The following is a 22,700-nucleotide window of genomic DNA, read 5'->3' as shown; positions in this document are numbered from 1 at the left end:
GCTTATGCGTACGGCAGGCACGCGATTACCAGGCCCAGATCGCCTTTGGAAACCATGGCTTTCGGACGCAGGTGACGTTTACGTTTGGTCGCTTTTTTGGTCAGAATGTGACGCAGGTTAGCGTGCTTGTGCTTAAAACCACCTTTACCGGTTTTTTTGAAGCGCTTAGCAGCACCGCGTACGGTCTTAATTTTTGGCATTTTAATAACTTCCACTTCGCATTGTTAATAAACGAAACAAAGGCGAACAAAGCCTGTGAAGCCCAAAGGCTCCACAGACAGTGCTACTTGAAGGCCTTACTGTTTCTTCTTAGGAGCGAGCACCATGATCATCTGGCGGCCTTCGATCTTCGTTGGGAAGGATTCGACCACTGCCAGTTCTTGCAAATCGTCTTTCACGCGATTAAGCACTTCCATACCGATTTGCTGGTGCGCCATCTCACGACCGCGGAAACGCAGCGTGATTTTGGCTTTATCACCCTCTTCGAGAAAGCGAATCAGGCTGCGGAGTTTTACCTGATAGTCGCCTTCATCTGTACCAGGACGGAATTTAATTTCCTTAACCTGGATAACTTTTTGCTTTTTCTTCTGTTCCTTAGAAGACTTGCTCTTTTCATAGAGGAATTTGCCGTAATCCATTATACGACAAACCGGCGGCTCGGCGTTAGGGCTGATCTCGACTAAGTCTACTCCGGCTTCTTCTGCTTTCTCCAGAGCTTCTCTCAGACTCACAATACCAAGCTGCTCGCCTTCCAGACCTGTTAAGCGAACTTCCTGGGCGCGAATTTCGCCATTGATACGGTTAGGGCGCGCCGTTTGAACTCGTTTTCCGCCTTTAATACCTTATTCCTCCAATTGTTTAAGACTGCGGCTGCGAATCTCTTGTTGCAGCTTCTCGATCACTTCATTTACGTCCATGCTTCCCAGGTCTTTACCACGGCGGGTGCGAACGGCTACTTTGCCTGATTCCACCTCTTTATCACCACAGACCAGCATATATGGGACGCGACGCAAAGTGTGCTCGCGGATTTTAAAGCCAATCTTCTCATTTCTCAAGTCTGCTTTAACACGAATGCCCGCATTTGATAGTTTTTGCGTCAATTCGTTAACGTATTCAGACTGAGAATCGGTAATATTCATGATAACTACCTGAACTGGCGCAAGCCAGGTCGGGAAGAAACCAGCAAATTCTTCGGTCAGGATACCGATAAAACGTTCCATCGACCCCAGAATTGCGCGGTGAATCATTACCGGTACTTTACGTTCATTGTCTTCGCCTACATAAGAAGCGCTCAGACGAGAAGGTAAAGAGAAGTCCAGCTGTACCGTACCGCACTGCCATGCACGATCGAGGCAGTCATACAGGGTAAATTCAATTTTCGGACCGTAGAAAGCGCCTTCACCCAGTTGATATTCAAACGGGATGTTGTTTTCTTCCAGCGCAACCGCCAGGTCCGCCTCAGCACGATCCCACATTTCGTCGCTGCCAATACGTTTTTCAGGACGAGTGGAGAGTTTGACGACGATCTTCTCGAAGCCAAAAGTGCTGTACATATCATAGACTAAACGGATACATCCGTTAACTTCATCGCGAATTTGTTCTTCAGTACAGAAAATATGTGCGTCATCCTGGGTAAAACCACGCACACGCATCAGGCCATGCAGAGAACCTGAAGGCTCATTACGGTGGCAGCTACCAAACTCAGCCATACGCAGCGGCAGGTCGCGATAAGACTTCAGCCCCTGGTTGAAAATCTGCACGTGACCCGGGCAGTTCATTGGCTTAATGCAATACTCACGATTCTCAGAAGAGGTGGTGAACATCGCATCTTTGTAGTTTTCCCAGTGACCGGTTTTTTCCCACAGGACACGGTCCATCATAAACGGACCTTTAACTTCCTGATACTGGTACTCTTTCAGTTTGGTACGAACGAACACTTCCAGTTCACGGAAGATTGTCCAGCCGTCGTTATGCCAGAACACCATTCCAGGCGCTTCTTCCTGCATATGGTACAGGTCGAGTTGTTTACCGATTTTACGGTGGTCGCGTTTAGCGGCTTCTTCCAGACGCTGCAAGTAAGCGTTGAGGGCTTTTTTATCTGCCCACGCAGTACCATAAATACGTTGCAACATTTTGTTGTTGCTGTCGCCGCGCCAGTAGGCCCCTGCCGTTTTCATCAATTTGAAATGGTGGCAGAAACGCATGTTCGGTACGTGCGGACCACGGCACATATCGACATATTCTTCATGGAAGTACAGACCTGGCTGGTCATCATGGGCGATGTTTTCGTCCAGGATGGAGACTTTATAGCTCTCACCGCGTTTAACGAAGGTCTCACGCGCTTCGTGCCAGCTGACCTTCTTTTTAATGACGTCGTAGTTTTTCTCAGCAAGCTCATGCATCCGCTTCTCGAGTGCTTCGACATCTTCCTGGGTTAACGTGCGGTCAAGATCAACGTCGTAATAGAAACCGTTGTCAATCACCGGGCCGATCGCCATTTTGGTGTGCGGCCAAAGTTGTTTAATCGCGTGCCCTAACAGGTGTGCACAGGAGTGACGAATGATCTCAAGACCTTCTTCGTCTTTTGCGGTAATGATCGCCAGTTGCGCGTCGTTTTCAATCAGATCACAAGCATCAACCAGTTCGCCATTAACGCGCCCTGCGATACAGGCTTTCGCCAGACCTGGACCAATGTCCAGTGCAACATCCATGGGGCTTACAGCGTGGTCGTAATGGCGTTGGCTGCCATCAGGAAGAGTAATAACAGGCATGTTATGTCCTTTTTTGCAGTGGTGACCCATACGCAAGATCACATACAAAGATTTATCTAGAAATTTACCAAAAAGGTATGAGCTGATTCCCGCTTCACTCTGCGAAATATGTCACAGCGCACCGGTTGGCGACACCAGACCTACACCCGCTTTTTGATAATACCGCTGGATAGTGTACACGGCATTGCCCGTCGATCAAAGCCGAAATCATTGCCCTACTTTGTTTAAAATCAATTCACTGCCCCTGACGTTAATTTTTATCTATTCTGATACAAAGCCAACTTTGATGGAAACCAACGATGCCAACGAAACGATTTAATAAAAAACACTGGAAGATGATTGTCGTTCTGTTATCTATTTGCGGGGCGTTAATGTTACTTAGTTGGGCAGCAATGATTTGGAGCTAATAGTGGAATTTATTTCCGATAATCGATTTTTTCAGAGAAATAATATGGGCCAGACTCTTTTTATTGCATCTGACCCCAATATCATTACATTTTATATCCTAACGACACCACTGTGCGGCGGTCGGTATGCTCCGGTGCTGATTCTGGCGGTTCAGAGTTCCAGGTCACGTTGTAGGCGACTTTCAGTCCAAAGTGTTCATTAATAGCCACATTCAACGCGCTCTCAGAATTGAGCGTAGTATCTTCCGCGCCAAAAACAGAAATACCTTGCGTGAATTTCGCGTTATCTGTTAATTGCCATGCATAAGCACCTGATGCGTAACCCAGCGGCTGTGTTTCGCTGGAATCATCTGTATATTTGTCGTAACGCACACCAGGACCGAATTCAAAACGAAAACTATGAACCGGGCCGTTCAGGAACTGCCGTCCATAACCCGCCGTTAGTACATCGCGTTCACGATAACCGTTATAACGGTCTGTCAGCCAACTTGCCTGGCCGAAAATATAATCGTAATCCGTTAAGTTATAACGAGAACGTCCACCTACTGCATATTTTTCTGAAGAACGCTCATCATTTGACGAAGTGTTGCTGGCGTTACCCCATAAAGACCACGCTGTTGTCTTACCATACCAGGTCATGGTGGAGTCGGCTGTCAGAGAGGAACTTTTGGTATTTCCTGACTGCGCTAGGTATCCCCCGTTGAGATTACCTTCAAACGTTTTCTGCGCAGTCGCAGGATCATCCATGACAGTAAAAACGGAATCATCGGCAGCCGCATACATTGACGCAAGCACGCCCCCCGCCAGCACAACTGCGGCAGGAACTGTCTTCAAGAGCTTCATTTATTAAGAGTCCGCACAACAAAAAAAGAGACCATAACGGTCCCGGAAACTTTCATAGGGATCAATGACAAACGCCCCCTGGAAAGGGGATGAATTATAAAAAGGCATGAATAACATAGCAATCAAATCTTATTTCATTTTTTGATATAAGCATCATGTAAAACCAATAATTTTTTTATATCTGGTTTTCTGATTGAAATAATAAATATCACAGAAATCATATTGTTAATTTCTTCCCTTTCTCGATATTCAGTGCCAGACTGAAATCAACCTGACAGGAGGAAAAGATGGTACGTATCTACACGTTAACACTTGCGCCCTCACTCGACAGCGCGACAATTACCCCGCAGATTTATCCCGAAGGCAAACTACGCTGTTCTTCTCCCGTTTTTGAACCTGGTGGTGGCGGAATCAACGTCGCCCGAGCTATTGCTCATCTTAGCGGCAGCGCGACAGCGATATTCCCGGCAGGCGGTGCTACGGGGGAGCATCTGGTCGCCCTGCTTGCCGATGAAAACGTCCCGGTCGCCACCATCGAAACGAAAGACTGGACCCGACAAAATCTGCATGTCCATGTAGAATCCAGTGGCGAACAGTATCGTTTCGTGATGCCTGGGGCCACGCTCAGTGAAGATGAGTTTCGTCAGCTCGAAGAGCAAGTCTTTGAAATAGAATCTGGTGCCATTCTGGTCATAAGCGGCAGCCTGCCACCAGGAGTAGAACTGAAAAAGTTAACGCAACTTATTTCTGCCGCACAAAAGCAAGGGATTCGTTGCATTATTGATAGCTCTGGCGAAGCACTCGCAGCTGCGCTGGCAATTGGTCATATAGAGTTAGTAAAACCGAATCTCAAAGAATTGAGTGCCCTGGTTAATCGTGAGCTTTTACAACCCGATGACGTCCGCAAAGCAGCTCAGGAGATTGTCGACTGTGGTAAAGCCCATCGTGTAGTGGTGTCGCTTGGTCCACAAGGTGCCCTGGCAGTAGACAAGGAGTCATGCATTCAGGTCGTTCCTCCTCCGGTAAAAAGTCAGAGTACAGTGGGTGCAGGTGACAGCATGGTGGGCGCAATGACACTGAAGCTTGCAGAAGGAGCCTCTCTGGAAGATATGGTTCGATTTGGTGTAGCTGCCGGGAGTGCCGCAACACTCAATCAGGGAACACGTCTATGTTCTGCTGACGACACTCACAAAATCTATGCCTGGCTTACCAGGCAATAATTTCCGCTACGCGTTAAATCGTACAAACCTGTCGGTGAAGGGAATCACCGTCTATGCTCAAAACTCATGCGATTACAAAGAGGTGAAAAAATGGCCAGCGGCGATGTCACTCGTTACGTCATAACAGTGGTGTTTCACGAGGATACCTTAACTGAAATAAATGAATTAAATAACCATCTCACGCGCAGCGGCTTTTTACTCACCATGACTGATGACGAAGGCAATATCCATGAACTTGGCACCAACAGCTTCGGGTTGATAACCACCCAGACGCCAGAGGAAGTGAAAGCGCTCGCAGCCGGACTGGCAGAAACAGCGTTAGGAATGGAGCCTGAAATTGCTGTTATTACCTGGGATGAATGGAGTAACCACAAATAATAAGTGCCTTTTCTTGAGATATAGAGGCCGTGGTGTGCGTTAGTTCGTGTTTTTTTACCGCATTATTACGCTAACCTTATGATCTGGCAGACAACATGGGAGAGACATCATGTGGCAGGCAATCAGTCGTCTTTTAAGCGAGCAGTTAGGTGAAGGCGAAATCGAGTTGCGTAATGAACTGCCTGGCGGAGAAGTTCATGCCGCATGGCATATGCGCTATGCAGGACGCGACTTTTTCGTCAAGTGTGACGAAAGGGAACTTCTACCGGGATTCACCGCTGAAGCCGATCAACTGGAATTGCTATCCCGCAGTAAAACGGTCACGGTGCCGAAAGTGTGGGCAGTCGGCGCAGACAGAGACTACAGCTTCCTTGTGATGGATTATCTCCCTCCCCGTCCGCTGGACGCGCATAATGCTTTTATTCTTGGTCAACAAATCGCCCATCTGCATGAATGGAGTGACCAGCCGCAATTTGGTCTCGATTTTGACAATGCGCTTTCCACCACGCCGCAACCAAATACCTGGCAGCGTCGCTGGTCGACTTTCTTTGCGGAACAACGCATTGGTTGGCAACTGGAGTTAGCGGCCGAAAAAGGCATCGCGTTTGGCAATATTGACGCCATTGTCGAACATATACAGCAACGACTGGCATCACATCAGCCGCAACCTTCGCTGCTACACGGTGATTTATGGTCAGGTAACTGTGCGTTAGGTCCGGATGGACCATATATCTTTGATCCTGCATGTTACTGGGGTGACAGAGAATGTGATCTGGCGATGCTTCCGCTTCATACTGAGCAACCGCCACAAATCTATGATGGTTATCAGTCTGTTTCGCCCCTACCGGCAGATTTCCTCGAGCGCCAACCTGTTTATCAACTCTATACCCTGCTTAACCGGGCAAGATTGTTTGGTGGCCAACACCTGGTGACTGCCCAACAGTCACTGGATCGATTACTGGCGGCATAACGGCCTGGCCGGAGGCGTATTTGTTACGCACTCCGGCCTGTTTAAGCGTTAAATAAAACCAAGTAAAGAAAAGAAGAAATATCCCAACACGATCACAATGACCGGCAGAATATAGAGCGGGAAAAATTGCAGAAAAATGGTGTGATGTGGCACCACAATGCGAGACTCAATTTGTACACGAGTCAGACCGTCACTCCCTTTCGCCTTTTCAAGAATTAACTGGTCTTCCACCCCTTCCCGCAAAAAACGCGCCTGGCGACTCATTCGAGCGCCGGAATCCTGCATCGCCAGACCGACAAAAATCAGGATAAATATCACCCAGAACATAATATTCATACTGTTATGAAAGTCTGGGGTTGGCGAATTGTACCAGAAGAGATTCAGGAAAGGTGTGTTAACACGCATCATGTCGATCATGACATGGGTAAAGTCGAGCATTACGGCATTAATGCCTTCCTGCTCGACGGTTTTTGCATTCATAAATTTTAATGCAGAGATCAATGTGGAAACGAGCGCCGGTATAAAAATGACCCAACCAAGAATCCTTTTTAAGACAGCGATGCGTCCAGCCTGTTGATACGTCATGTGTTCCCCTTGATTAAGACGTGTCGTTTTGCTCTTAGTCTACCTGTTGATAACTGTTTTCGCCCGATCTTTAAAGACGGTATGATAAGCAACGATTCATCAGCAATACTGAATACCTTACATTTTAAGTTCAAAAGGAGAGGTTGTAATGTCAACCCCACGCCAGATTCTGGCCGCAATTTTTGATATGGACGGATTACTTATCGACTCTGAACCGCTGTGGGATCGCGCTGAACTGGACGTCATGGCCAGCCTTGGTGTTGATATCAGCCGTCGGCATGAGCTGCCTGATACACTTGGCCTGCGCATCGATATGGTGGTTGATCTTTGGTATTCCCACCAGCCGTGGATCGGGCCAAACCGGCAAGAAGTTGTTGATCGCGTCATTTCACGTGCGATTTCGTTGATTGAAGAAACCCAACCACTGATGCCTGGCGTGCATGAGGCTATCGCATTATGTAAAGAACAAGGAATGAAGGTGGGACTCGCTTCTGCGTCTCCGTTACATATGCTGGAAAAGGTGCTGACGATGTTTAATCTGCGTGACAGCTTCGATGCACTGGCATCCGCAGAAAAACTGCCCTACAGCAAGCCACATCCACAGGTTTATCTCGACTGCGCAGCTAAACTGGGCGTTGATTCACTCAATTGTGTCGCTCTGGAAGATTCGGTGAATGGGATGATCGCGTCAAAAGCGGCTCGTATGCGCTCCATCGTCGTTCCGGCGCAACACGATTTCGATGATCCCCGTTTTGTACTGGCAAACGTCAAACTCGCCTCATTAGAAGAGCTAAATATTCATCATCTTCGCGGCTGAATTATTATGGGCAATGCTTCATTGCCCATAATTTTTACGCTTCCGGTTTAACTGCTGAATTGCTCACCATTTTTTGACAAACAGTTACACCGTCACTACTTCCTTGCACTGTATAAAAATCCTATACTGTATGAATTGACAGTTTAGTGAGTTTTATCATGACGGCGGAAGGTCACCTCCTTTTTTCTATAGCTTGCGCGGTATTTGCCAAAAATGCCGAACTTACGCCCGTGCTTGCACAGGGTGACTGGTGGCACATTATTCCTTCCGCAATTCTGACCTGTTTACTGCCCGACATCGATCATCCGAAGTCGTTTTTAGGTCAGCGCCTTAAATGGATATCTAAGCCCATCGCACGCGCTTTCGGACACCGGGGATTTACCCACAGTCTGTTGGCTGTTTTTGCGTTACTGACCACCTTTTATTTGAAAGTACCTGAAACCTGGGTGGTTCCTGCAGATGCCCTGCAAGGAATGGTATTAGGTTATCTGAGTCATATTCTGGCTGATATGCTGACACCTGCCGGAGTTCCCCTGCTCTGGCCCTGCCGTTGGCGTTTTCGTTTTCCGATTCTGGTGCCGCAAAAAGGTAACCAACTGGAGCGTTTTCTCTGCATGGCATTGTTTGTCTGGTCAGTGTGGATGCCTCACACACTGCCAGAAAATAGTGCCGTTCGCTGGTCATCACAGATGATCAATACGCTGCAATTGCAATTTAATCGTCTGATTAACCATCAAATTGACTACTAAGCAGTCGATACCATCAGTTTTGGAATAAACAATTCCATTTGAATATAAGAGCCGGGTCACAGTTCTGATAATCTGACGCCAACAGAATCGTCTTGTCGGGCGATTCACATAAAAATATCAGGAGAACGGGGATGAATTTTCCATTAATTGCGAACATTGTTGTGTTCGTCGCTCTGCTGTTTGTGCTGGCGCAAGCCCGTCACAAACAGTGGAGTCTGGCAAAAAAAGTGCTGGTGGGTCTGGTCATGGGCGTGGTGTTTGGTCTTGCCCTGCATACCATTTATGGTTCAGACAGCCAGGTGTTAAAAGACTCAGTACAGTGGTTCAACATTGTGGGCAACGGTTACGTTCAGTTACTGCAAATGATCGTTATGCCACTGGTATTTGCTTCAATTCTCAGTGCTGTTGCTCGTCTGCATAATGCCTCACAACTGGGCAAAATCAGCTTCCTGACCATTGGTACGCTGCTGTTTACCACGCTGATTGCTGCACTGGTCGGTGTGCTGGTCACCAACCTGTTTGGTCTGACCGCAGAAGGTCTGGTGCAGGGTGGCGCAGAAACCGCGCGCCTTAACGCGATTGAAAGTAATTATGTAGGTAAAGTTGCCGACCTCAGCGTGCCACAGCTGGTGCTTTCTTTTATTCCTAAAAACCCGTTTGCTGATCTGACAGGCGCGAATCCAACCTCGATCATCAGCGTGGTTATCTTCGCCGCATTCCTTGGTGTTGCAGCACTTAAATTGCTAAAAGATGACGCACCAAAAGGTGAGCGTGTGTTAACGGCGATCGATACCCTACAAAGCTGGGTGATGAAACTGGTGCGTTTGGTTATGCAACTCACCCCTTACGGTGTTCTTGCCTTGATGACCAAAGTCGTCGCAGGTTCAAACTTGCAGGACATCATTAAGCTTGGCAGCTTTGTTGTTGCCTCTTACCTTGGCCTGGTGATTATGTTTGCTGTACATGGTCTTCTGCTGGGTATCAATGGGGTAAGCCCACTGAAGTACTTTCGTAAAGTGTGGCCGGTGCTGACTTTTGCCTTCACCAGCCGCTCCAGTGCAGCATCCATTCCCCTGAATGTGGAAGCTCAAACGCGTCGTCTCGGCGTACCTGAATCAATTGCCAGCTTTGCGGCCTCATTCGGTGCCACCATCGGTCAAAACGGTTGTGCCGGGCTTTATCCGGCAATGCTGGCAGTGATGGTTGCTCCGACTGTTGGTATTAATCCGCTGGATCCGATGTGGATTGCGACTCTGGTAGGTATCGTGACCGTGAGTTCTGCGGGTGTTGCTGGTGTTGGTGGTGGTGCAACCTTTGCTGCACTGATTGTGTTACCTGCAATGGGCTTACCTGTAACACTGGTGGCGCTACTCATCTCTGTTGAACCATTGATTGATATGGGGCGTACCGCGTTGAACGTGAGCGGCTCCATGACGGCGGGTACGCTGACCAGTCAGTGGCTGAAACAAACAGATAAATCCATTCTGGATAGTGAAGAAGACGCTGAACTGGCGCACCGTTAATCCTGATTTGTTACGTTAAACGCCTGTCATCCCGACAGGCGTTTTTTTATTCTTCGACCTCATTTTCCTGACGAATCTGATTTGCCCAGCGTTGGGCCGATTCTGGCACACTAAACCCTGGTGAACGTCGAAATGACTCTCCGATCAGAACAAATGCAACATATTTGCCACGCAGTATCCAGACATCACGAAACGCATCCATCTTTATTGCATGCTCCGGTGGCGCAGGTTCTACGCGCGGAACATAACTAATAATCGGGCGGTTTTGCTGGCGAAGAGGTTTCATCATTAATGGCTTCACTAAACACATATCGAAAATCAGAAAAACTGTATTTTAGCCGATCTAATCCCCGTCCGTCCTGCTCTGCGTAAATTCGAACTCTGTACCACTTTGCCACATCTTCAGAGTGAACACCTGTTCATGGTCTATAGTTAGAGAGTTTTTTGACCAAAACAGCGGCCCTTTCAGTAATAAATTAAGGAGACGAGTTCAATGTCGCAACATAACGAAAAGAACCCACATCAGCACCAGTCACCACTACACGATTCCAGCGAAGCGAAACCGGGAATGGACTCACTGGCACCTGAGGATGGTTCCCATCGTCCAGCGGCTGAACCGACGCCACCGGGAGCGCAGCCAACCGCGCCAGGGAGTCTGAAAGCCCCTGATACACGTAATGAAAAGCTGAACTCCCTGGAGGACGTGCGTAAAGGCAGTGAAAATTATGCACTTACCACCAACCAGGGCGTACGCATCGCCGATGATCAAAACTCCCTGCGCGCCGGTAGCCGTGGTCCAACGCTGCTGGAAGATTTTATTCTGCGCGAGAAGATCACTCACTTTGACCATGAGCGTATCCCTGAGCGTATTGTTCATGCGCGAGGATCGGCGGCTCATGGTTATTTCCAGCCGTATAAAAGCTTAAGCGATATCACCAAAGCAGATTTCCTGTCTGAACCGAATAAAATCACTCCAGTGTTTGTCCGTTTCTCCACCGTTCAGGGCGGTGCAGGCTCGGCTGATACGGTGCGAGATATCCGTGGCTTCGCGACCAAGTTCTACACTGAAGAGGGTATTTTTGACCTTGTTGGTAACAACACACCGATCTTCTTTATTCAGGATGCGCATAAATTCCCTGATTTTGTCCATGCGGTAAAACCAGAACCACACTGGGCAATCCCGCAGGGGCAAAGCGCTCACGACACCTTCTGGGATTATGTTTCCCTGCAACCGGAAACACTGCACAACGTAATGTGGGCGATGTCGGATCGTGGTATCCCGCGCAGCTACCGCACTATGGAAGGCTTTGGTATTCATACCTTCCGTCTGATTAACGCCGAAGGTAAAGCGACGTTCGTACGTTTCCACTGGAAACCACTGGCAGGTAAAGCCTCGCTCGTTTGGGATGAAGCACAAAAACTAACCGGACGTGACCCGGACTTCCACCGCCGCGAGTTGTGGGAAGCGATTGAAGCAGGTGATTTCCCGGAATACGAACTGGGCTTCCAGTTGATTCCTGAAGAAGATGAATTTAAGTTCGACTTCGACCTTCTTGATCCAACTAAACTTATCCCGGAAGAACTGGTGCCCGTTCAGCGTGTCGGCAAAATGGTGCTTAATCGTAATCCGGATAACTTCTTTGCCGAAAACGAACAAGCAGCTTTCCATCCAGGTCATATTGTTCCTGGTCTGGACTTCACCAACGATCCCCTGTTACAGGGACGTTTGTTCTCCTATACCGATACACAAATCAGTCGTCTTGGCGGACCCAATTTCCATGAAATTCCGATTAACCGCCCGACCTGCCCATACCACAACTTCCAGCGTGATGGCATGCACCGCATGGGTATCGACACTAACCCGGCGAATTACGAACCCAACTCGATCAACGATAACTGGCCGCGCGAAACACCACCAGGGCCAAAACGTGGCGGATTTGAGTCATATCAGGAGCGCGTGGAAGGCAATAAAGTGCGCGAACGTAGCCCGTCATTTGGCGAATATTATTCTCATCCGCGCCTGTTCTGGTTAAGTCAGACGCCGTTCGAGCAGCGACATATTGTCGACGGCTTCAGCTTTGAACTCAGTAAAGTCGTTCGTCCATATATTCGTGAACGTGTCGTTGACCAGTTGGCGCATATCGATCTTAACCTTGCGCAGGCGGTAGCAAAAAATCTCGGTATCGAACTGACTGACGACCAACTGAATATTACGCCGCCACCGGACGTAAACGGGCTGAAAAAAGATCCTGCTTTAAGTCTGTATGCCATTCCTGATGGTGATGTGAAGGGCCGCGTAGTAGCAATTTTACTCAATGCCAAAGTACGTTCAGCAGACTTGCTGGCGATCCTCAAGGCACTCAAGGCTAAAGGCGTTCATGCCAAACTGCTTTATTCACGGATGGGTGAAGTGACTGCGGATGACGGTACGGTGCTACCCATTGCCGCCACCTTTGCCGGTGCGCCTTCGCTGACAGTAGACGCAGTGATTGTACCTTGCGGTAACATCGACGATATCGCCGACAACGGCGATGCCAATTACTATCTGATGGAAGCCTATAAACACCTTAAACCGATTGCGCTGGCGGGAGACGCGCGCAAGTTTAAAGCAACAATCAAGGTCGATGACCAGGGTGAAGAAGGGATTGTGGAAGCCGACAGCGCTGACGGTAGTTTTATGGATGAACTGTTAACGCTAATGGCAGCACACCGCGTCTGGTCACGTATTCCTAAGATTGACAAAATTCCTGCGTAAATATGGATAAGGTCACGCCCCCAAGGGAGTGACCTTACCACCTTACTTACACATCAAGATAACTACCCAACCGATAACCACGCTCAGCAATCGCATATTTCAACGACGCTGAGGTCAGCACATCCAGTTCCGTTAACCGAGGGAAGCAATAAGCACTCTGGCGAATCGTATTATCGATAAACGCAGGATGACACATCACTTCCAGAGAGCGCTCACCGCGATGACTGGAGTCATCCAGCACTTTCAGGAACAACGCATTACTGATCTCTTCACCATAAAATGCGCTACTGAATCCCTGCGAACTACGCAACTCTCCAGGCAGGTCGCTGTCATTAAACACCGCCTGACGATCAATGCGCAGTGCAATCCCCTGCTCTGCCGCAAAACTGGCCACAATCGGAAAAATTTGCGGGAACATATGCACATGATGATGGCTATCAATATGGGTCGGTTTACGCCCAAAAAGCTCAATGAAACGCTGATACTGACTCGCCAGCTCCAGGGAAATCTCCTCCAGCGGTAAAGCACCTTCTTCCGCCATCTGCCAGATCCATTTCCCCAGCATCCCTTCTCTGGTCAGCCCCGGCATCTCAGTCAGCGGCTTACCCATGGTGAGGACAAAGTGCATTCCCACCGCCAGGCCTGGCGCCCCACGGCTCAGCTGTGCGGCGTGATCAATAGCTTCACCATTCACCAACGCCGTCGTAGAGGTAACAACGCCGTTACGACAGGCTTCGATAATGCCGTAGTTCTGACCTTTACTTAAACCAAAGTCATCGGCATTAACAATCAGTAAGCGTTCCATAATCAGCCTCGTTTAGTGTGCTTTTTTGAGATCTGCTATGCAGTCAGCAAAGTTTGGCAACCACTTCTCATGTGCCAGAATCATCTCGCGTGCCAGCACCTCGGCGTCACGATCGGAATGCACCAGCGGGCTAAGATTCAGCGCCAGTAACACATCATTAAATTCACCGCTTAGTGCTGCATGGCTGGCAGCAATCTCAAAGCCTTTAATAGTGTGAATTAGCCCCATCACTTTGTCATCGAAATGGGTAATGCGCGGATGAGGCGTCGCACCATTGCGCCCCAGCGTGCAGGTCATTTCTACTGCCCAGTCTGCCGGAATATTATCAACATGCCCATGATGTGGAATATTAATGTAGTGTTCCGTTTGCTTATCGTTATAAATAGCGTTAATCACTTCACACGCTGCGTCGGAGTAATAAGCCCCACCACGCTGTTCCAGCTCTTTCGGTTTAACTTTCAGCTCAGGATTTTTATACAGGTCAAAAAGGTTTTTCTCGACTTTCTGTACTACCTGCGCACGCGCACCGCCTTTGTAGTATTCGCCCATTTCAATCGCCAGCATCTCTTTCTGCTTGAAGTAATACAGTAGATAAGAACATGGCAGCAGATTCAACGAACGAATCAAGCCTTCACTAAACGGCAGGTCGAAAATATTTTTGACAGAGGACGCTTTTAACCGCCCTGACGCCACGCCATCAAGCAATTCGGCAAAGCGAGACTCACCATTTACCAGTACATCTTTAATAAACACCATGTGGTTCAGGCCGAACAGATCGATAGACAAGTCATCGCTCTCATTCAGCGCCAGCACATCACGAATAAACATCTTCATGCCTGTGGGAATATTACACACACCGATAAAGCGTTTAAATCCGGTATGACGATAGACTGCTTCGGTGACCATTCCCGCCGGGTTAGTGAAGTTAATTACCCAGGCATTTGGGCACAGTTCTTCAACATCTTTCACTATGTCAAAAATCACCGGAATGGTACGTAAACCTTTAAACAGTCCACCCGCACCATTGGTTTCCTGACCAAGATAACCATGACTCAATGGGATGCGTTCATCCAGCTCACGGGCTGGCAGTTGGCCCACGCGTAGTTGAGTCGTGACGAAATCGGCATCTTTTAACGCTTCACGGCGATTGAGCGTTTTAAATAATTTTATGGGCACCCCAGCGTTATCAATCATGCGCTGGCAGAGATCAAAAATAATATCCAGTTTCTCTTTGCCGCCTTCTACATCCACCAGCCATAATTCGCTGACAGGTAGTTCGTGGTAGCGCTTAATAAACCCATCCAGTAATTCCGGGGTATAGCTGCTCCCGCCACCGATAGTGACGACTTTTAATTTCTGGCTCATACTTTCTCCCTTCAGTGTGAAACACTGGTGTTCTATGCTTAGCCTGTCTGTCAGGAATAACCTGGCACTGCCAGTGTTATTAAAAGGCAAGCGTGTAAATTAATTTAATGGACAATTCAATTACTGATTAAATTCAGTCAGCCTTTTACGATAGCCATTTGGGGTAAATGATGTCAGTTTTTTAAAGGTTTTAATAAACAGACTTGGACTACTATAGCCCGACTCGTAGGCAATATCTGTAACGGAGTAGTTGGTCATCTCCAGTTGTTTTTTGGCAAAATTAATGCGAATTTCATTAATCATTTGCATCGGCGTTTTGCGGTAATAACGCTGTGTAGCACGGGTTAAATACTCCTGAGATTTACCAGATAGCTTAACCATGTTTTCCAGCGCATGATCTCCGAACTGTGTTTTATCGTGCATTATTTCCACAGTCACTTTTAGCCACTGGGGAATATCGTCATACACTTGTTCTTCACGATAATGACGCAGCCGGTTGATAATATAAAACGAAACCAGTTCAACAAACTCTTCCAGCCCGGTATCACGAAAATTAAGTGACGCGATAACCGTTTCGACATAGGTCATAAAAGCACTGTTGGCGCGATAGACCTGTGAAGCAACAAAACAGAATGGCAATAAAGGCAAATAATGCTGTTCAAAAAACCGCTTACTGATACCAACATTCAAAATACGTGTAGCGCCAAACTCATAAAAGCTCTGGTGATGTGATCCCAGCGGGATAAACACAAAATCACCACGCTCCAGCAATACACGTTTACCGTTAATCTCCTGGTAGTAGCGGCCAGTTAAAACCAGGGTGAACTCGTAGTAGTCATGCTGATGCAACCCACTGATACTTTCAGTTTTATTGTAGATAAACACATGGAAATTCTTACCATTAAACAGTTGTTGCTCACGGGCCGTGGCAATTTCCGGTGCGCTAATCTGCGGTTGCATCATCGACTCCTTACGGTTTCAGCTTCTCGTGAAGCTCAATTAATTCACTGACCAGTTCACGTGCCAGCATGGAGGTCATTAGATGATCCTGCGCATGTACCAGCACCAGGCTAACTTTCATTTTGCCTTCGCCCTGATCACCTTCAATCAGCTTTGTTTGCACCAAATGAGCTTCATTAAGCGCCATCCGCGACTGTTCCATCATCGCCTTCGCAGCGGCAAAATCGCCCTGCTTGGCTTGTTTCAGTGCCGCATACGCAAGGCTACGCGCCTGTCCGGAGTTAATAATTAACCCCATCACTACTTCTTCCAGCTCTTCTGCTTCAGTTGGCGCATCAGGAATATTGTCGAGATCCATCATACATTGTTCCTCTCTATTCTTACCGGCAGCGGTTTCCCACTGCCGGTGACAATTAAAATTTCAGTGCGTTAGCGATATCTTCTTCGCTCTCTTCTTCATCAATGACGTTCTGTGCTTTGTTAGCGACTACCACAAATGGCAGGTAGACCAGCGTCGCGACACCGAGGTTAAAGAGTGCGACCAGCAGAGCGGCAACACTACCATTAGTGTTAAAGAATGCGCCCAGTCCGGTTGGCATGGTCCACGGTGCGATGTTAGTGATAGGTGGAATAATGCCGGTGTAGTAAGCAACCAGGGTAATTGCTGCCAGAATCGGTTGCACCAGAACAAACGGAATAAACATTACCGGGTTCATAATAATTGGCAGGCCAAACAGAATCGGTTCGTTAATCTGGAAGATACCTGATGGCAGCGCCAGTTTAGCCACCGAACGATAATCAGCGCGGCGGGAAGCGATAAAGATAGCAATAATCAGCCCGAGAGTTGCACCACTACCACCAAGGAAGATGTAGGAGTCAAGCATCGGTTTCGCCCAAACATGGAACGTCTTACCCGCTTCGACAGCTGCAGCAACGGAACCATATTGCTGATAAATCGAGATGTTTTCCAATGCCCATGGAGTCATGATACCGCTGTCCAGCGCAGTTAATGCCAGTGAACCGTGAATACCAAAGAACCACAGCAGCGGAACAAAAATCACATACGCCCAGCCAACCACCGCACCCATTGAAGCCAGAGGCGTGGAGATAGAGTCCATAATGATTTGGTGGAAGTTTGTCCCCCAGCTATTTAGCGCCCAGGCAATAATTCCCATAAAAGAAAGGATAATAAAGCCCGGAATCAATGCCGAGAAAGAACGCGACACCGAAGCTGGCACACTGTCAGGCAGGCGAATAACCCAGTTGCGGCGAACAACAAAGGTAAACATTTCTGCAACCACCAGACCAATAATAATGCCGGAGATAATATTGGCACCACCTAACCAGTTTGCACCAACAGCATAAGCTTCACCTACGCTATAAGGTGTAACGGTCATAAATGCCGCAACCGATAATAAACCGGCGGCCAGCGCATCAACTTTACGCTCTTCTGCCAGCGCCATACCGATAAAAAACGGCGCCATTAACGACATAATGCCTAATGTACCGTTGTAGACGTTTCCGCCAATGCCTTTCAAACCATTCAGTGTTTCGATGGTAGAAGCATCCAGGCGAATACCTAAGGAATAAAAAAATGACCCCTCCCCAAAGCTCAGGAAAACGTTGTTTATTAATACAAACATAGCCCCTGCAAGGGTTAACGGCATTAAGCGAATAAAACCGTTTTTAATTGCATTAATATGTGGCTGCTTTCCTATTTTTACAGCAAAAGGAAGGAGTACCTTTTCAAGTGAAGCAATAACATTACTCATAGAAAAATACCCTATAAAACCGCAATAAATATTGCGGTGAAAGTTTATGAAATAACTCTTTGACGGGAAAAATGTAAAATATAATTAATTAGCAGCAGCTTTTTTAATCGCTGCAACGGCGGCTTTTAACACGCCTAAACCATCAACTTTGCCGTACAGCAGCGAGTCAATGACTTCAACAGGTTTGCCCGGAAGCAAACGTTGAATTTCGGGTAACATATAAGAAATTTGCGGACCAAGCAGTACGACATCGGCTGCAGGCCCTTTTTCACCGGCCAGGGTTTCAGGAAATGCTTCAATAATCACCGGCACTTCATATTTTTCTGCTTGCGCACGCATCTTCGATACCAGTAAAGAAGTTGACATACCTGCAGAACAGAACAGATAAATATGTTTCTTTTCCATTAAGACGTTCCTTATATGCGATTATCTGTCAGCCAGCCATGTCACAAGTCTTCACCTGCATCATGCTCTGGTACCAAGGTAAGAAAATTGTTTATTTGTTTGATGAAACGAGTATACGGGATTGACCGGAGGGATAGTACTTCATTGACCACCAGAATTGTCTCTCATTGACCTTACGTTATGACCCGACTCACATTTCGGGCAAATAATTCGCGACAATAAATAAGATATTCTGAACAGAAAAAAGCCGACACTGGTGTCGGCTCCTTGTTTGTTCAGGCAATGAACAGTAAAAGTTATTTCGTAGCTTGTGGATCCGTGTCGTACTCGGCGCAAGTCTGGTAGCCAGAGTTAATCACATGCCCGGTATCGTCTAAGGCAACAAAGTAGGTTTCAACTTTACCATCACGTTGACCCAGGATGTAGGTCTGACACGTACCACGAGCATGTATCATGCTGACTTCAGACGATGGTTTACCCGCAATTTGTGCAACCTGCGCCCGGCTCATGCCCTTTTTGACATCTTTCACCACAGGCTGGACAAACTGGTCTTTAGTACGATCATAAGCCGTACAACCTGCCAGCATAGTTAATACCGCCGCTGCACCCAGAATTCCTGCCATATTCTTGTTCATATTCCGTCCTCTTGTTTATCAGCGTGTTAGATAAGCCTGGAATACAACGGACTATTTTTCAAGCCTCATAACGAAACGGTTTGGCTTTCAGAAGATTCTTGTATGGCGTTTTAACCACCACTCAGGCCGTCGTCGCTTGTCGTTTCTGCGGCAACGGGTTAGCTTTATGAAAGGCCTATTTTTCATTCGGGAGGGGGTTAAATGACATTACAGCAACAGATTATAAAAGCACTGGGGGCAAAACCACAGATTAATGCTGAGGAAGAGATTCGCCGCAGTATTGATTTTCTTAAAAGCTATCTTAAAACATATCCGTTTCTGAAATCGCTGGTTTTGGGAATCAGTGGTGGGCAGGATTCAACCCTTGCCGGGAAATTATGCCAGATGGCAATCAACGAGCTGCGTGCAGAAACAGGTAACGAAACCTTGCAATTTATCGCTGTACGCCTGCCCTACGGTATTCAGGCCGACGAACAAGATTGCCAGGACGCCATTGCCTTTATTCAGCCGGATCGCGTATTAACCGTCAATATCAAGGGCGCGGTACTTGCCAGCGAACAGGCTTTACGGGAAGCGGGTATAGAACTGAGCGATTTTGTACGCGGCAATGAAAAAGCACGTGAGCGCATGAAAGCACAGTACAGTATTGCAGGCATGACCAGCGGTGTCGTTGTGGGTACCGACCATGCAGCAGAAGCGATTACTGGATTCTTTACCAAATATGGCGATGGTGGCACAGATATTAACCCGTTGTATCGTCTCAACAAACGTCAGGGCAAGCAGCTGCTGGCGGCATTAGGATGCCCGGAGCATCTTTATAAGAAAGCGCCAACCGCTGATCTCGAAGACGACCGCCCGTCACTGCCTGATGAAGCCGCGCTTGGTGTGAGCTATGACAATATCGACGACTATCTGGAAGGGAAAACCGTGCCAGAGCAGGTCGCAAAGACCATTGAGAACTGGTATCTGAAAACCGAACATAAACGCCGCCCCCCCATTACCGTTTTCGATGATTTCTGGAAGAAATAACGATTTGCGCATCATGGCAAGTGTAAAAAAGAGTGCAGGCGTCCCCGTCTGAGTTTTTACAAGGTGCGCTTTTTTCATGCCGGATGCGGCGTAATGAACGCCTTATCCGGTCTGAAAGACCTTCAAAATTCAATAAATTGCAGGCGTAGAGTGGGCCTGATAAGCGTGGCACATCAGGCAATTTTACGGTTACCATCGGCCCTGCCTCTTTTTTAATCGCTTCCCGCTTGTTACACTGGATAGATAACCAGCATTCGGAGTCAACAGTGGTACGGCGTTTAACTTCATCGCGGCTCGAATTTGAAGCAGCGGCAATTTATGAATATCCCGAACATTTACGTTCTTTTCTCAGCGAATTACCCACCCGCCCTGGCGTGTATTTGTTTCATGGCAAAAGTGACACCATGCCGCTCTATATTGGCAAAAGCGTCAATATCCGCAGTCGCGTGCTTTCCCATTTACGCACCCCGGATGAAGCCGCCATGCTGCGGCAATCCCGGCGTATTAGCTGGATATGTACCGCAGGCGAAATCGGTGCTTTGTTGTTGGAAGCAAGGCTAATCAAAGAGCAACAACCGTTATTTAATAAACGTCTGCGTCGCAATCGCCAACTCTGTTCTCTGAAACTGGATAATCAGCGAACAGAAGTGGTGTATGCCAAAGAAGTGGATTTTTCGCGAGCACCAAACTTGTTCGGCCTGTTTGCCAATCGCCGCTCGGCATTACAGGCATTACAGACAATCGCTGATGAACAAAAACTCTGTTATGGCCTGTTAGGACTGGAGCCATTAAGCCGTGGTCGTGCCTGTTTTCGTTCGGCGCTTAAACGTTGTGCGGGGGCATGCTGCGGTAAAGAAAGTCAGGAAACGCATGAGCTACGTCTGCAACAATCTCTGGAACGATTACGTGTTGTTTGCTGGCCATGGCAAGGAGCGATAGCACTGAAAGAGCAGCATCCTGAAATGACTCAGTTCCACATTATCCATAACTGGTTATGGCTGGGGGCGGTGAATAGCCTGGATGAGGCGACAACATTAGTACGCACGCCAGCCGGGTTTGATCATGATGGCTATAAAATTCTCTGCAAACCGCTGCTTTCCGGTAACTATGACATTATTGAACTTGATCCGGTGAATAACCAGGAAGCCAGTTAATTTCACTAAACAGTAATTTCCCTGTCGATTGCAGGAGTCGCAAAGTATGTTTACCATCGTACCAGCACGCTCCCTGGTCGGTGGTTAACACCTTATCGCCCAGTTGCCAGATACCACTGATAACAAACACGACCCCACCCCGAGAGCCAAAAGTAGTAAAGGTACGATCGGCGATTCTGACTTTTGCCTTGCAGGAATTGCAACGCGTCATGATGTTGAAATCCATCGACATCTGCCCTTCGTTCAGTTGCGCTTTCACTATCTGCTCACCGGAAAAAGCAAAAGGTTGCAACTGTTTCAAGGTGTGGCTGAAACTGTCAGTACTTTCAAGGTGTATTTCCCCTCCTTCTAACAGTGTCACCACCCTTTCCATTCCAGGAAAACGCGCAAACTCACCGTTCGTGGCAATGGAAGCAATGCTTGCTCGCCAGTGAAAATCACGGGTAGCGGGTGGGAAGCAACAAATCTCACGAGTTTCCCCTGCGCCATTACGCCATAGATTGACTGGCATTTTGCGGATATCAAAGTATTCCATCATCACTCCCGACACGCTCTTTTGATTGTTATCGTTCAGGCAACCGTTATTTGTTATCGGCAGTGTGGGTGATTTGGTTTAGACCTGGTGGAGAATTTTTTGCTCATCAGGCACCAGCAGGTGTCAAAAAAAACCGCCGATCCTGTCCACCTCCTTATTACAAGGTAGTGGACAAGACCGGCGGTCTTAAGCGTTGAGGCTGAAAGATTATTCAGCAGATGCAGGCATTTTACCTTTTGCCGCAGAGCGTTCTGTCAGACGCTTCTCAAAATTAGCATTAAATTGCTTTTTCTGTTCCGGCGTCAGGATGTTGTAAATCTTGTTCTGGGTTTCCATGTGCGCCAGCATATTAGCTTTGCGCTGTTCTTCCATTTTTGCGATCTGCGCTTCAGCTTTTGCTTTATCGAAGGTATCGCTGGCAATGATGTCATGCATTGCGCGGCGCTCTTCCAGCGGCGGACGTTTCATCTGGTCACGCTGGCCTTTCATGATTTCGCGGATCTGCTGTTTCTGCGCGTCGGTCAGGTTCAGGTCTTTGAACATCATGTCATGATGCGGACCGAACTTGCCTTTATGGTGCATCATCGGCTTCGCGTCAGCCGGTGCTGCGGTAGTAGTGTCTGCGGCGTGAGCCAGGTTAGCCGCGCCAAGAGCCAGGGTAGAGGCAACAAACAGTGCAGTTAATTTACGCATATTCTATATCCTTCCTTTCAGTTATTTATTACGGCTTTCTTAAGTAGCGTGCCGTGTTGACGAGATTAACTTTACTGACTTTAGCGTCAATTAATCAGAGCAACGGTAAAACAATGAAAGTGTAAAAAACACTTTTGCACCAATTATGGAGAAAAAAAGAAAATTTGATGGAGAGTGATGAGAGAATATTACAACGCAATGATTTTGCAGAGATTATGAAGAACTATACCGGATAGCTGGTGATAAATAAAGCAAATAACCAGGATTAATCTGTATTAATTTATAAGAAAGTAACTTAATACCCGCAGAATGATTTCTGCGGGTAAGTA

General features: G+C 47.7%; 25 protein-coding genes. 10 read left to right on the top strand and 15 right to left on the bottom strand.

Annotation, left to right across the window (positions count from 1 at the left end; all coding sequences use genetic code 11):
- Positions 1-2: 2 nt before the first annotated feature.
- From rpmI to thrS, 3 genes are all read right to left on the bottom strand, one after another.
- Positions 3-200: a 50S ribosomal protein L35 gene (rpmI, locus tag EFER_RS06810; RefSeq protein WP_001124225.1), complete on the bottom strand. Its 198-nt coding sequence runs from the start codon at positions 198-200 to the stop codon at positions 3-5.
- 96 nt (positions 201-296) lie between these two features.
- Complete coding sequence (infC, locus tag EFER_RS06805; protein WP_001700733.1) at positions 297-839, bottom strand: translation initiation factor IF-3; 543 nt, start codon at positions 837-839, stop codon at positions 297-299.
- 3 nt (positions 840-842) lie between these two features.
- Complete coding sequence (thrS, locus tag EFER_RS06800; protein WP_001144186.1) at positions 843-2,771, bottom strand: threonine--tRNA ligase; 1,929 nt, start codon at positions 2,769-2,771, stop codon at positions 843-845.
- Positions 2,772-3,070: 299 nt separating this feature from the next.
- Here thrS and yniD point away from each other — a divergent pair, with 299 nt between their 5' ends.
- Positions 3,071-3,178, top strand: coding sequence for a small membrane protein YniD (gene yniD, locus EFER_RS06795; RefSeq protein ID WP_001142448.1), 108 nt, complete (start codon positions 3,071-3,073; stop codon positions 3,176-3,178).
- An 84-nt stretch (positions 3,179-3,262) separates the two neighbouring features.
- Here yniD and EFER_RS06790 read toward each other — a convergent pair whose 3' ends face one another.
- A complete protein-coding gene (locus tag EFER_RS06790) occupies positions 3,263-4,021 on the bottom strand; it encodes a DUF481 domain-containing protein (protein ID WP_000771385.1) in 759 nt (252 codons plus the stop codon).
- A 287-nt stretch (positions 4,022-4,308) separates the two neighbouring features.
- On the opposite strand from EFER_RS06790, the gene pfkB reads away from it, so the two are divergent.
- The 3 genes from pfkB to EFER_RS06775 all read left to right on the top strand — a co-directional run bounded on the left by pfkB (position 4,309) and on the right by EFER_RS06775 (position 6,589).
- On the top strand, positions 4,309-5,241 hold the full coding sequence (pfkB, locus tag EFER_RS06785) for a 6-phosphofructokinase II (RefSeq protein WP_000251714.1): 933 nt from the start codon (positions 4,309-4,311) through the stop codon (positions 5,239-5,241).
- A 90-nt stretch (positions 5,242-5,331) separates the two neighbouring features.
- Positions 5,332-5,619, top strand: coding sequence for a type V toxin-antitoxin system endoribonuclease antitoxin GhoS (gene ghoS / locus EFER_RS06780; RefSeq protein WP_000146168.1), 288 nt, complete (start codon positions 5,332-5,334; stop codon positions 5,617-5,619).
- A gap of 109 nt (positions 5,620-5,728) precedes the next feature.
- A complete protein-coding gene (locus EFER_RS06775; RefSeq protein ID WP_000267678.1) occupies positions 5,729-6,589 on the top strand; it encodes a fructosamine kinase family protein in 861 nt (286 codons plus the stop codon).
- A 48-nt stretch (positions 6,590-6,637) separates the two neighbouring features.
- Here the strand turns inward: EFER_RS06775 and EFER_RS06770 are convergent, their stop codons facing one another.
- Positions 6,638-7,174 carry a YniB family protein gene (locus EFER_RS06770; protein WP_000222183.1) on the bottom strand — a complete coding sequence of 179 codons (537 nt, stop codon included), beginning with the start codon at positions 7,172-7,174 and terminating at the stop codon, positions 6,638-6,640.
- 148 nt (positions 7,175-7,322) lie between these two features.
- Between EFER_RS06770 and hxpB the strand changes: the two genes are divergently transcribed.
- The 3 genes from hxpB to tcyP all read left to right on the top strand — a co-directional run bounded on the left by hxpB (position 7,323) and on the right by tcyP (position 10,263).
- On the top strand, positions 7,323-7,991 hold the full coding sequence (gene hxpB / locus EFER_RS06765; protein WP_000106808.1) for a hexitol phosphatase HxpB: 669 nt from the start codon (positions 7,323-7,325) through the stop codon (positions 7,989-7,991).
- A gap of 158 nt (positions 7,992-8,149) precedes the next feature.
- Positions 8,150-8,740 carry a metal-dependent hydrolase gene (locus EFER_RS06760; protein ID WP_002431564.1) on the top strand — a complete coding sequence of 197 codons (591 nt, stop codon included), beginning with the start codon at positions 8,150-8,152 and terminating at the stop codon, positions 8,738-8,740.
- Between the two features lie 131 nt (positions 8,741-8,871).
- On the top strand, positions 8,872-10,263 hold the full coding sequence (tcyP, locus tag EFER_RS06755; RefSeq protein ID WP_001010674.1) for a cystine/sulfocysteine:cation symporter: 1,392 nt from the start codon (positions 8,872-8,874) through the stop codon (positions 10,261-10,263).
- Positions 10,264-10,309: 46 nt separating this feature from the next.
- Here the strand turns inward: tcyP and cedA are convergent, their stop codons facing one another.
- The gene (gene cedA / locus EFER_RS06750) at positions 10,310-10,573 is read right to left on the bottom strand and encodes a cell division activator CedA (protein WP_015953364.1); all 264 of its coding nucleotides are present in this window, start codon (positions 10,571-10,573) and stop codon (positions 10,310-10,312) included.
- Between the two features lie 183 nt (positions 10,574-10,756).
- Here cedA and katE point away from each other — a divergent pair, with 183 nt between their 5' ends.
- Positions 10,757-13,018 carry a catalase HPII gene (gene katE / locus EFER_RS06745; RefSeq protein WP_000077885.1) on the top strand — a complete coding sequence of 754 codons (2,262 nt, stop codon included), beginning with the start codon at positions 10,757-10,759 and terminating at the stop codon, positions 13,016-13,018.
- Positions 13,019-13,064: 46 nt separating this feature from the next.
- Here katE and chbG read toward each other — a convergent pair whose 3' ends face one another.
- From chbG to osmE, 7 genes are all read right to left on the bottom strand, one after another.
- The gene (chbG, locus tag EFER_RS06740; RefSeq protein ID WP_000440485.1) at positions 13,065-13,823 is read right to left on the bottom strand and encodes a chitin disaccharide deacetylase; all 759 of its coding nucleotides are present in this window, start codon (positions 13,821-13,823) and stop codon (positions 13,065-13,067) included.
- A 12-nt stretch (positions 13,824-13,835) separates the two neighbouring features.
- A complete protein-coding gene (celF, locus tag EFER_RS06735; protein ID WP_000078714.1) occupies positions 13,836-15,188 on the bottom strand; it encodes a 6-phospho-beta-glucosidase in 1,353 nt (450 codons plus the stop codon).
- A 120-nt stretch (positions 15,189-15,308) separates the two neighbouring features.
- Positions 15,309-16,151, bottom strand: a complete 843-nt coding sequence (chbR, locus tag EFER_RS06730) for a transcriptional regulator ChbR (protein WP_000983580.1) — start codon at positions 16,149-16,151, stop codon at positions 15,309-15,311.
- Between the two features lie 7 nt (positions 16,152-16,158).
- Positions 16,159-16,509, bottom strand: a complete 351-nt coding sequence (gene chbA, locus EFER_RS06725; protein WP_000968906.1) for a PTS N,N'-diacetylchitobiose transporter subunit IIA — start codon at positions 16,507-16,509, stop codon at positions 16,159-16,161.
- Positions 16,510-16,561: 52 nt separating this feature from the next.
- On the bottom strand, positions 16,562-17,920 hold the full coding sequence (chbC, locus tag EFER_RS06720; protein ID WP_000073002.1) for a PTS N,N'-diacetylchitobiose transporter subunit IIC: 1,359 nt from the start codon (positions 17,918-17,920) through the stop codon (positions 16,562-16,564).
- An 84-nt stretch (positions 17,921-18,004) separates the two neighbouring features.
- Positions 18,005-18,325 carry a PTS N,N'-diacetylchitobiose transporter subunit IIB gene (gene chbB, locus EFER_RS06715; RefSeq protein ID WP_000412167.1) on the bottom strand — a complete coding sequence of 107 codons (321 nt, stop codon included), beginning with the start codon at positions 18,323-18,325 and terminating at the stop codon, positions 18,005-18,007.
- A 296-nt stretch (positions 18,326-18,621) separates the two neighbouring features.
- A complete protein-coding gene (gene osmE, locus EFER_RS06710; RefSeq protein WP_001039039.1) occupies positions 18,622-18,960 on the bottom strand; it encodes an osmotically-inducible lipoprotein OsmE in 339 nt (112 codons plus the stop codon).
- Between the two features lie 201 nt (positions 18,961-19,161).
- Here osmE and nadE point away from each other — a divergent pair, with 201 nt between their 5' ends.
- Both nadE and cho read left to right on the top strand, forming a co-directional pair.
- Complete coding sequence (gene nadE, locus EFER_RS06705; RefSeq protein ID WP_000175006.1) at positions 19,162-19,989, top strand: ammonia-dependent NAD(+) synthetase; 828 nt, start codon at positions 19,162-19,164, stop codon at positions 19,987-19,989.
- Positions 19,990-20,255: 266 nt separating this feature from the next.
- On the top strand, positions 20,256-21,143 hold the full coding sequence (cho, locus tag EFER_RS06700; RefSeq protein ID WP_000252412.1) for an excinuclease Cho: 888 nt from the start codon (positions 20,256-20,258) through the stop codon (positions 21,141-21,143).
- On the opposite strand, the gene ves is transcribed toward cho, so the two are convergent.
- Together ves and spy are read right to left on the bottom strand one after the other, a co-directional pair.
- Positions 21,103-21,678, bottom strand: a complete 576-nt coding sequence (gene ves / locus EFER_RS06695; RefSeq protein WP_002431567.1) for an environmental stress-induced protein Ves — start codon at positions 21,676-21,678, stop codon at positions 21,103-21,105. The two genes, cho and ves, sit on opposite strands and share 41 nt — an antisense overlap.
- 207 nt (positions 21,679-21,885) lie before the next feature.
- Positions 21,886-22,371 carry an ATP-independent periplasmic protein-refolding chaperone Spy gene (gene spy / locus EFER_RS06690; protein ID WP_001228975.1) on the bottom strand — a complete coding sequence of 162 codons (486 nt, stop codon included), beginning with the start codon at positions 22,369-22,371 and terminating at the stop codon, positions 21,886-21,888.
- Positions 22,372-22,700: the final 329 nt, after the last annotated feature.

The organism is Escherichia fergusonii ATCC 35469, assembly GCF_000026225.1.
In the GTDB taxonomy this organism is placed as follows: Bacteria; Pseudomonadota; Gammaproteobacteria; order Enterobacterales; family Enterobacteriaceae; genus Escherichia; species Escherichia fergusonii.
The sequence above is the reverse complement of the archived record's forward strand: the minus strand, read 5'-3'. Positions and strand labels throughout refer to the sequence as shown.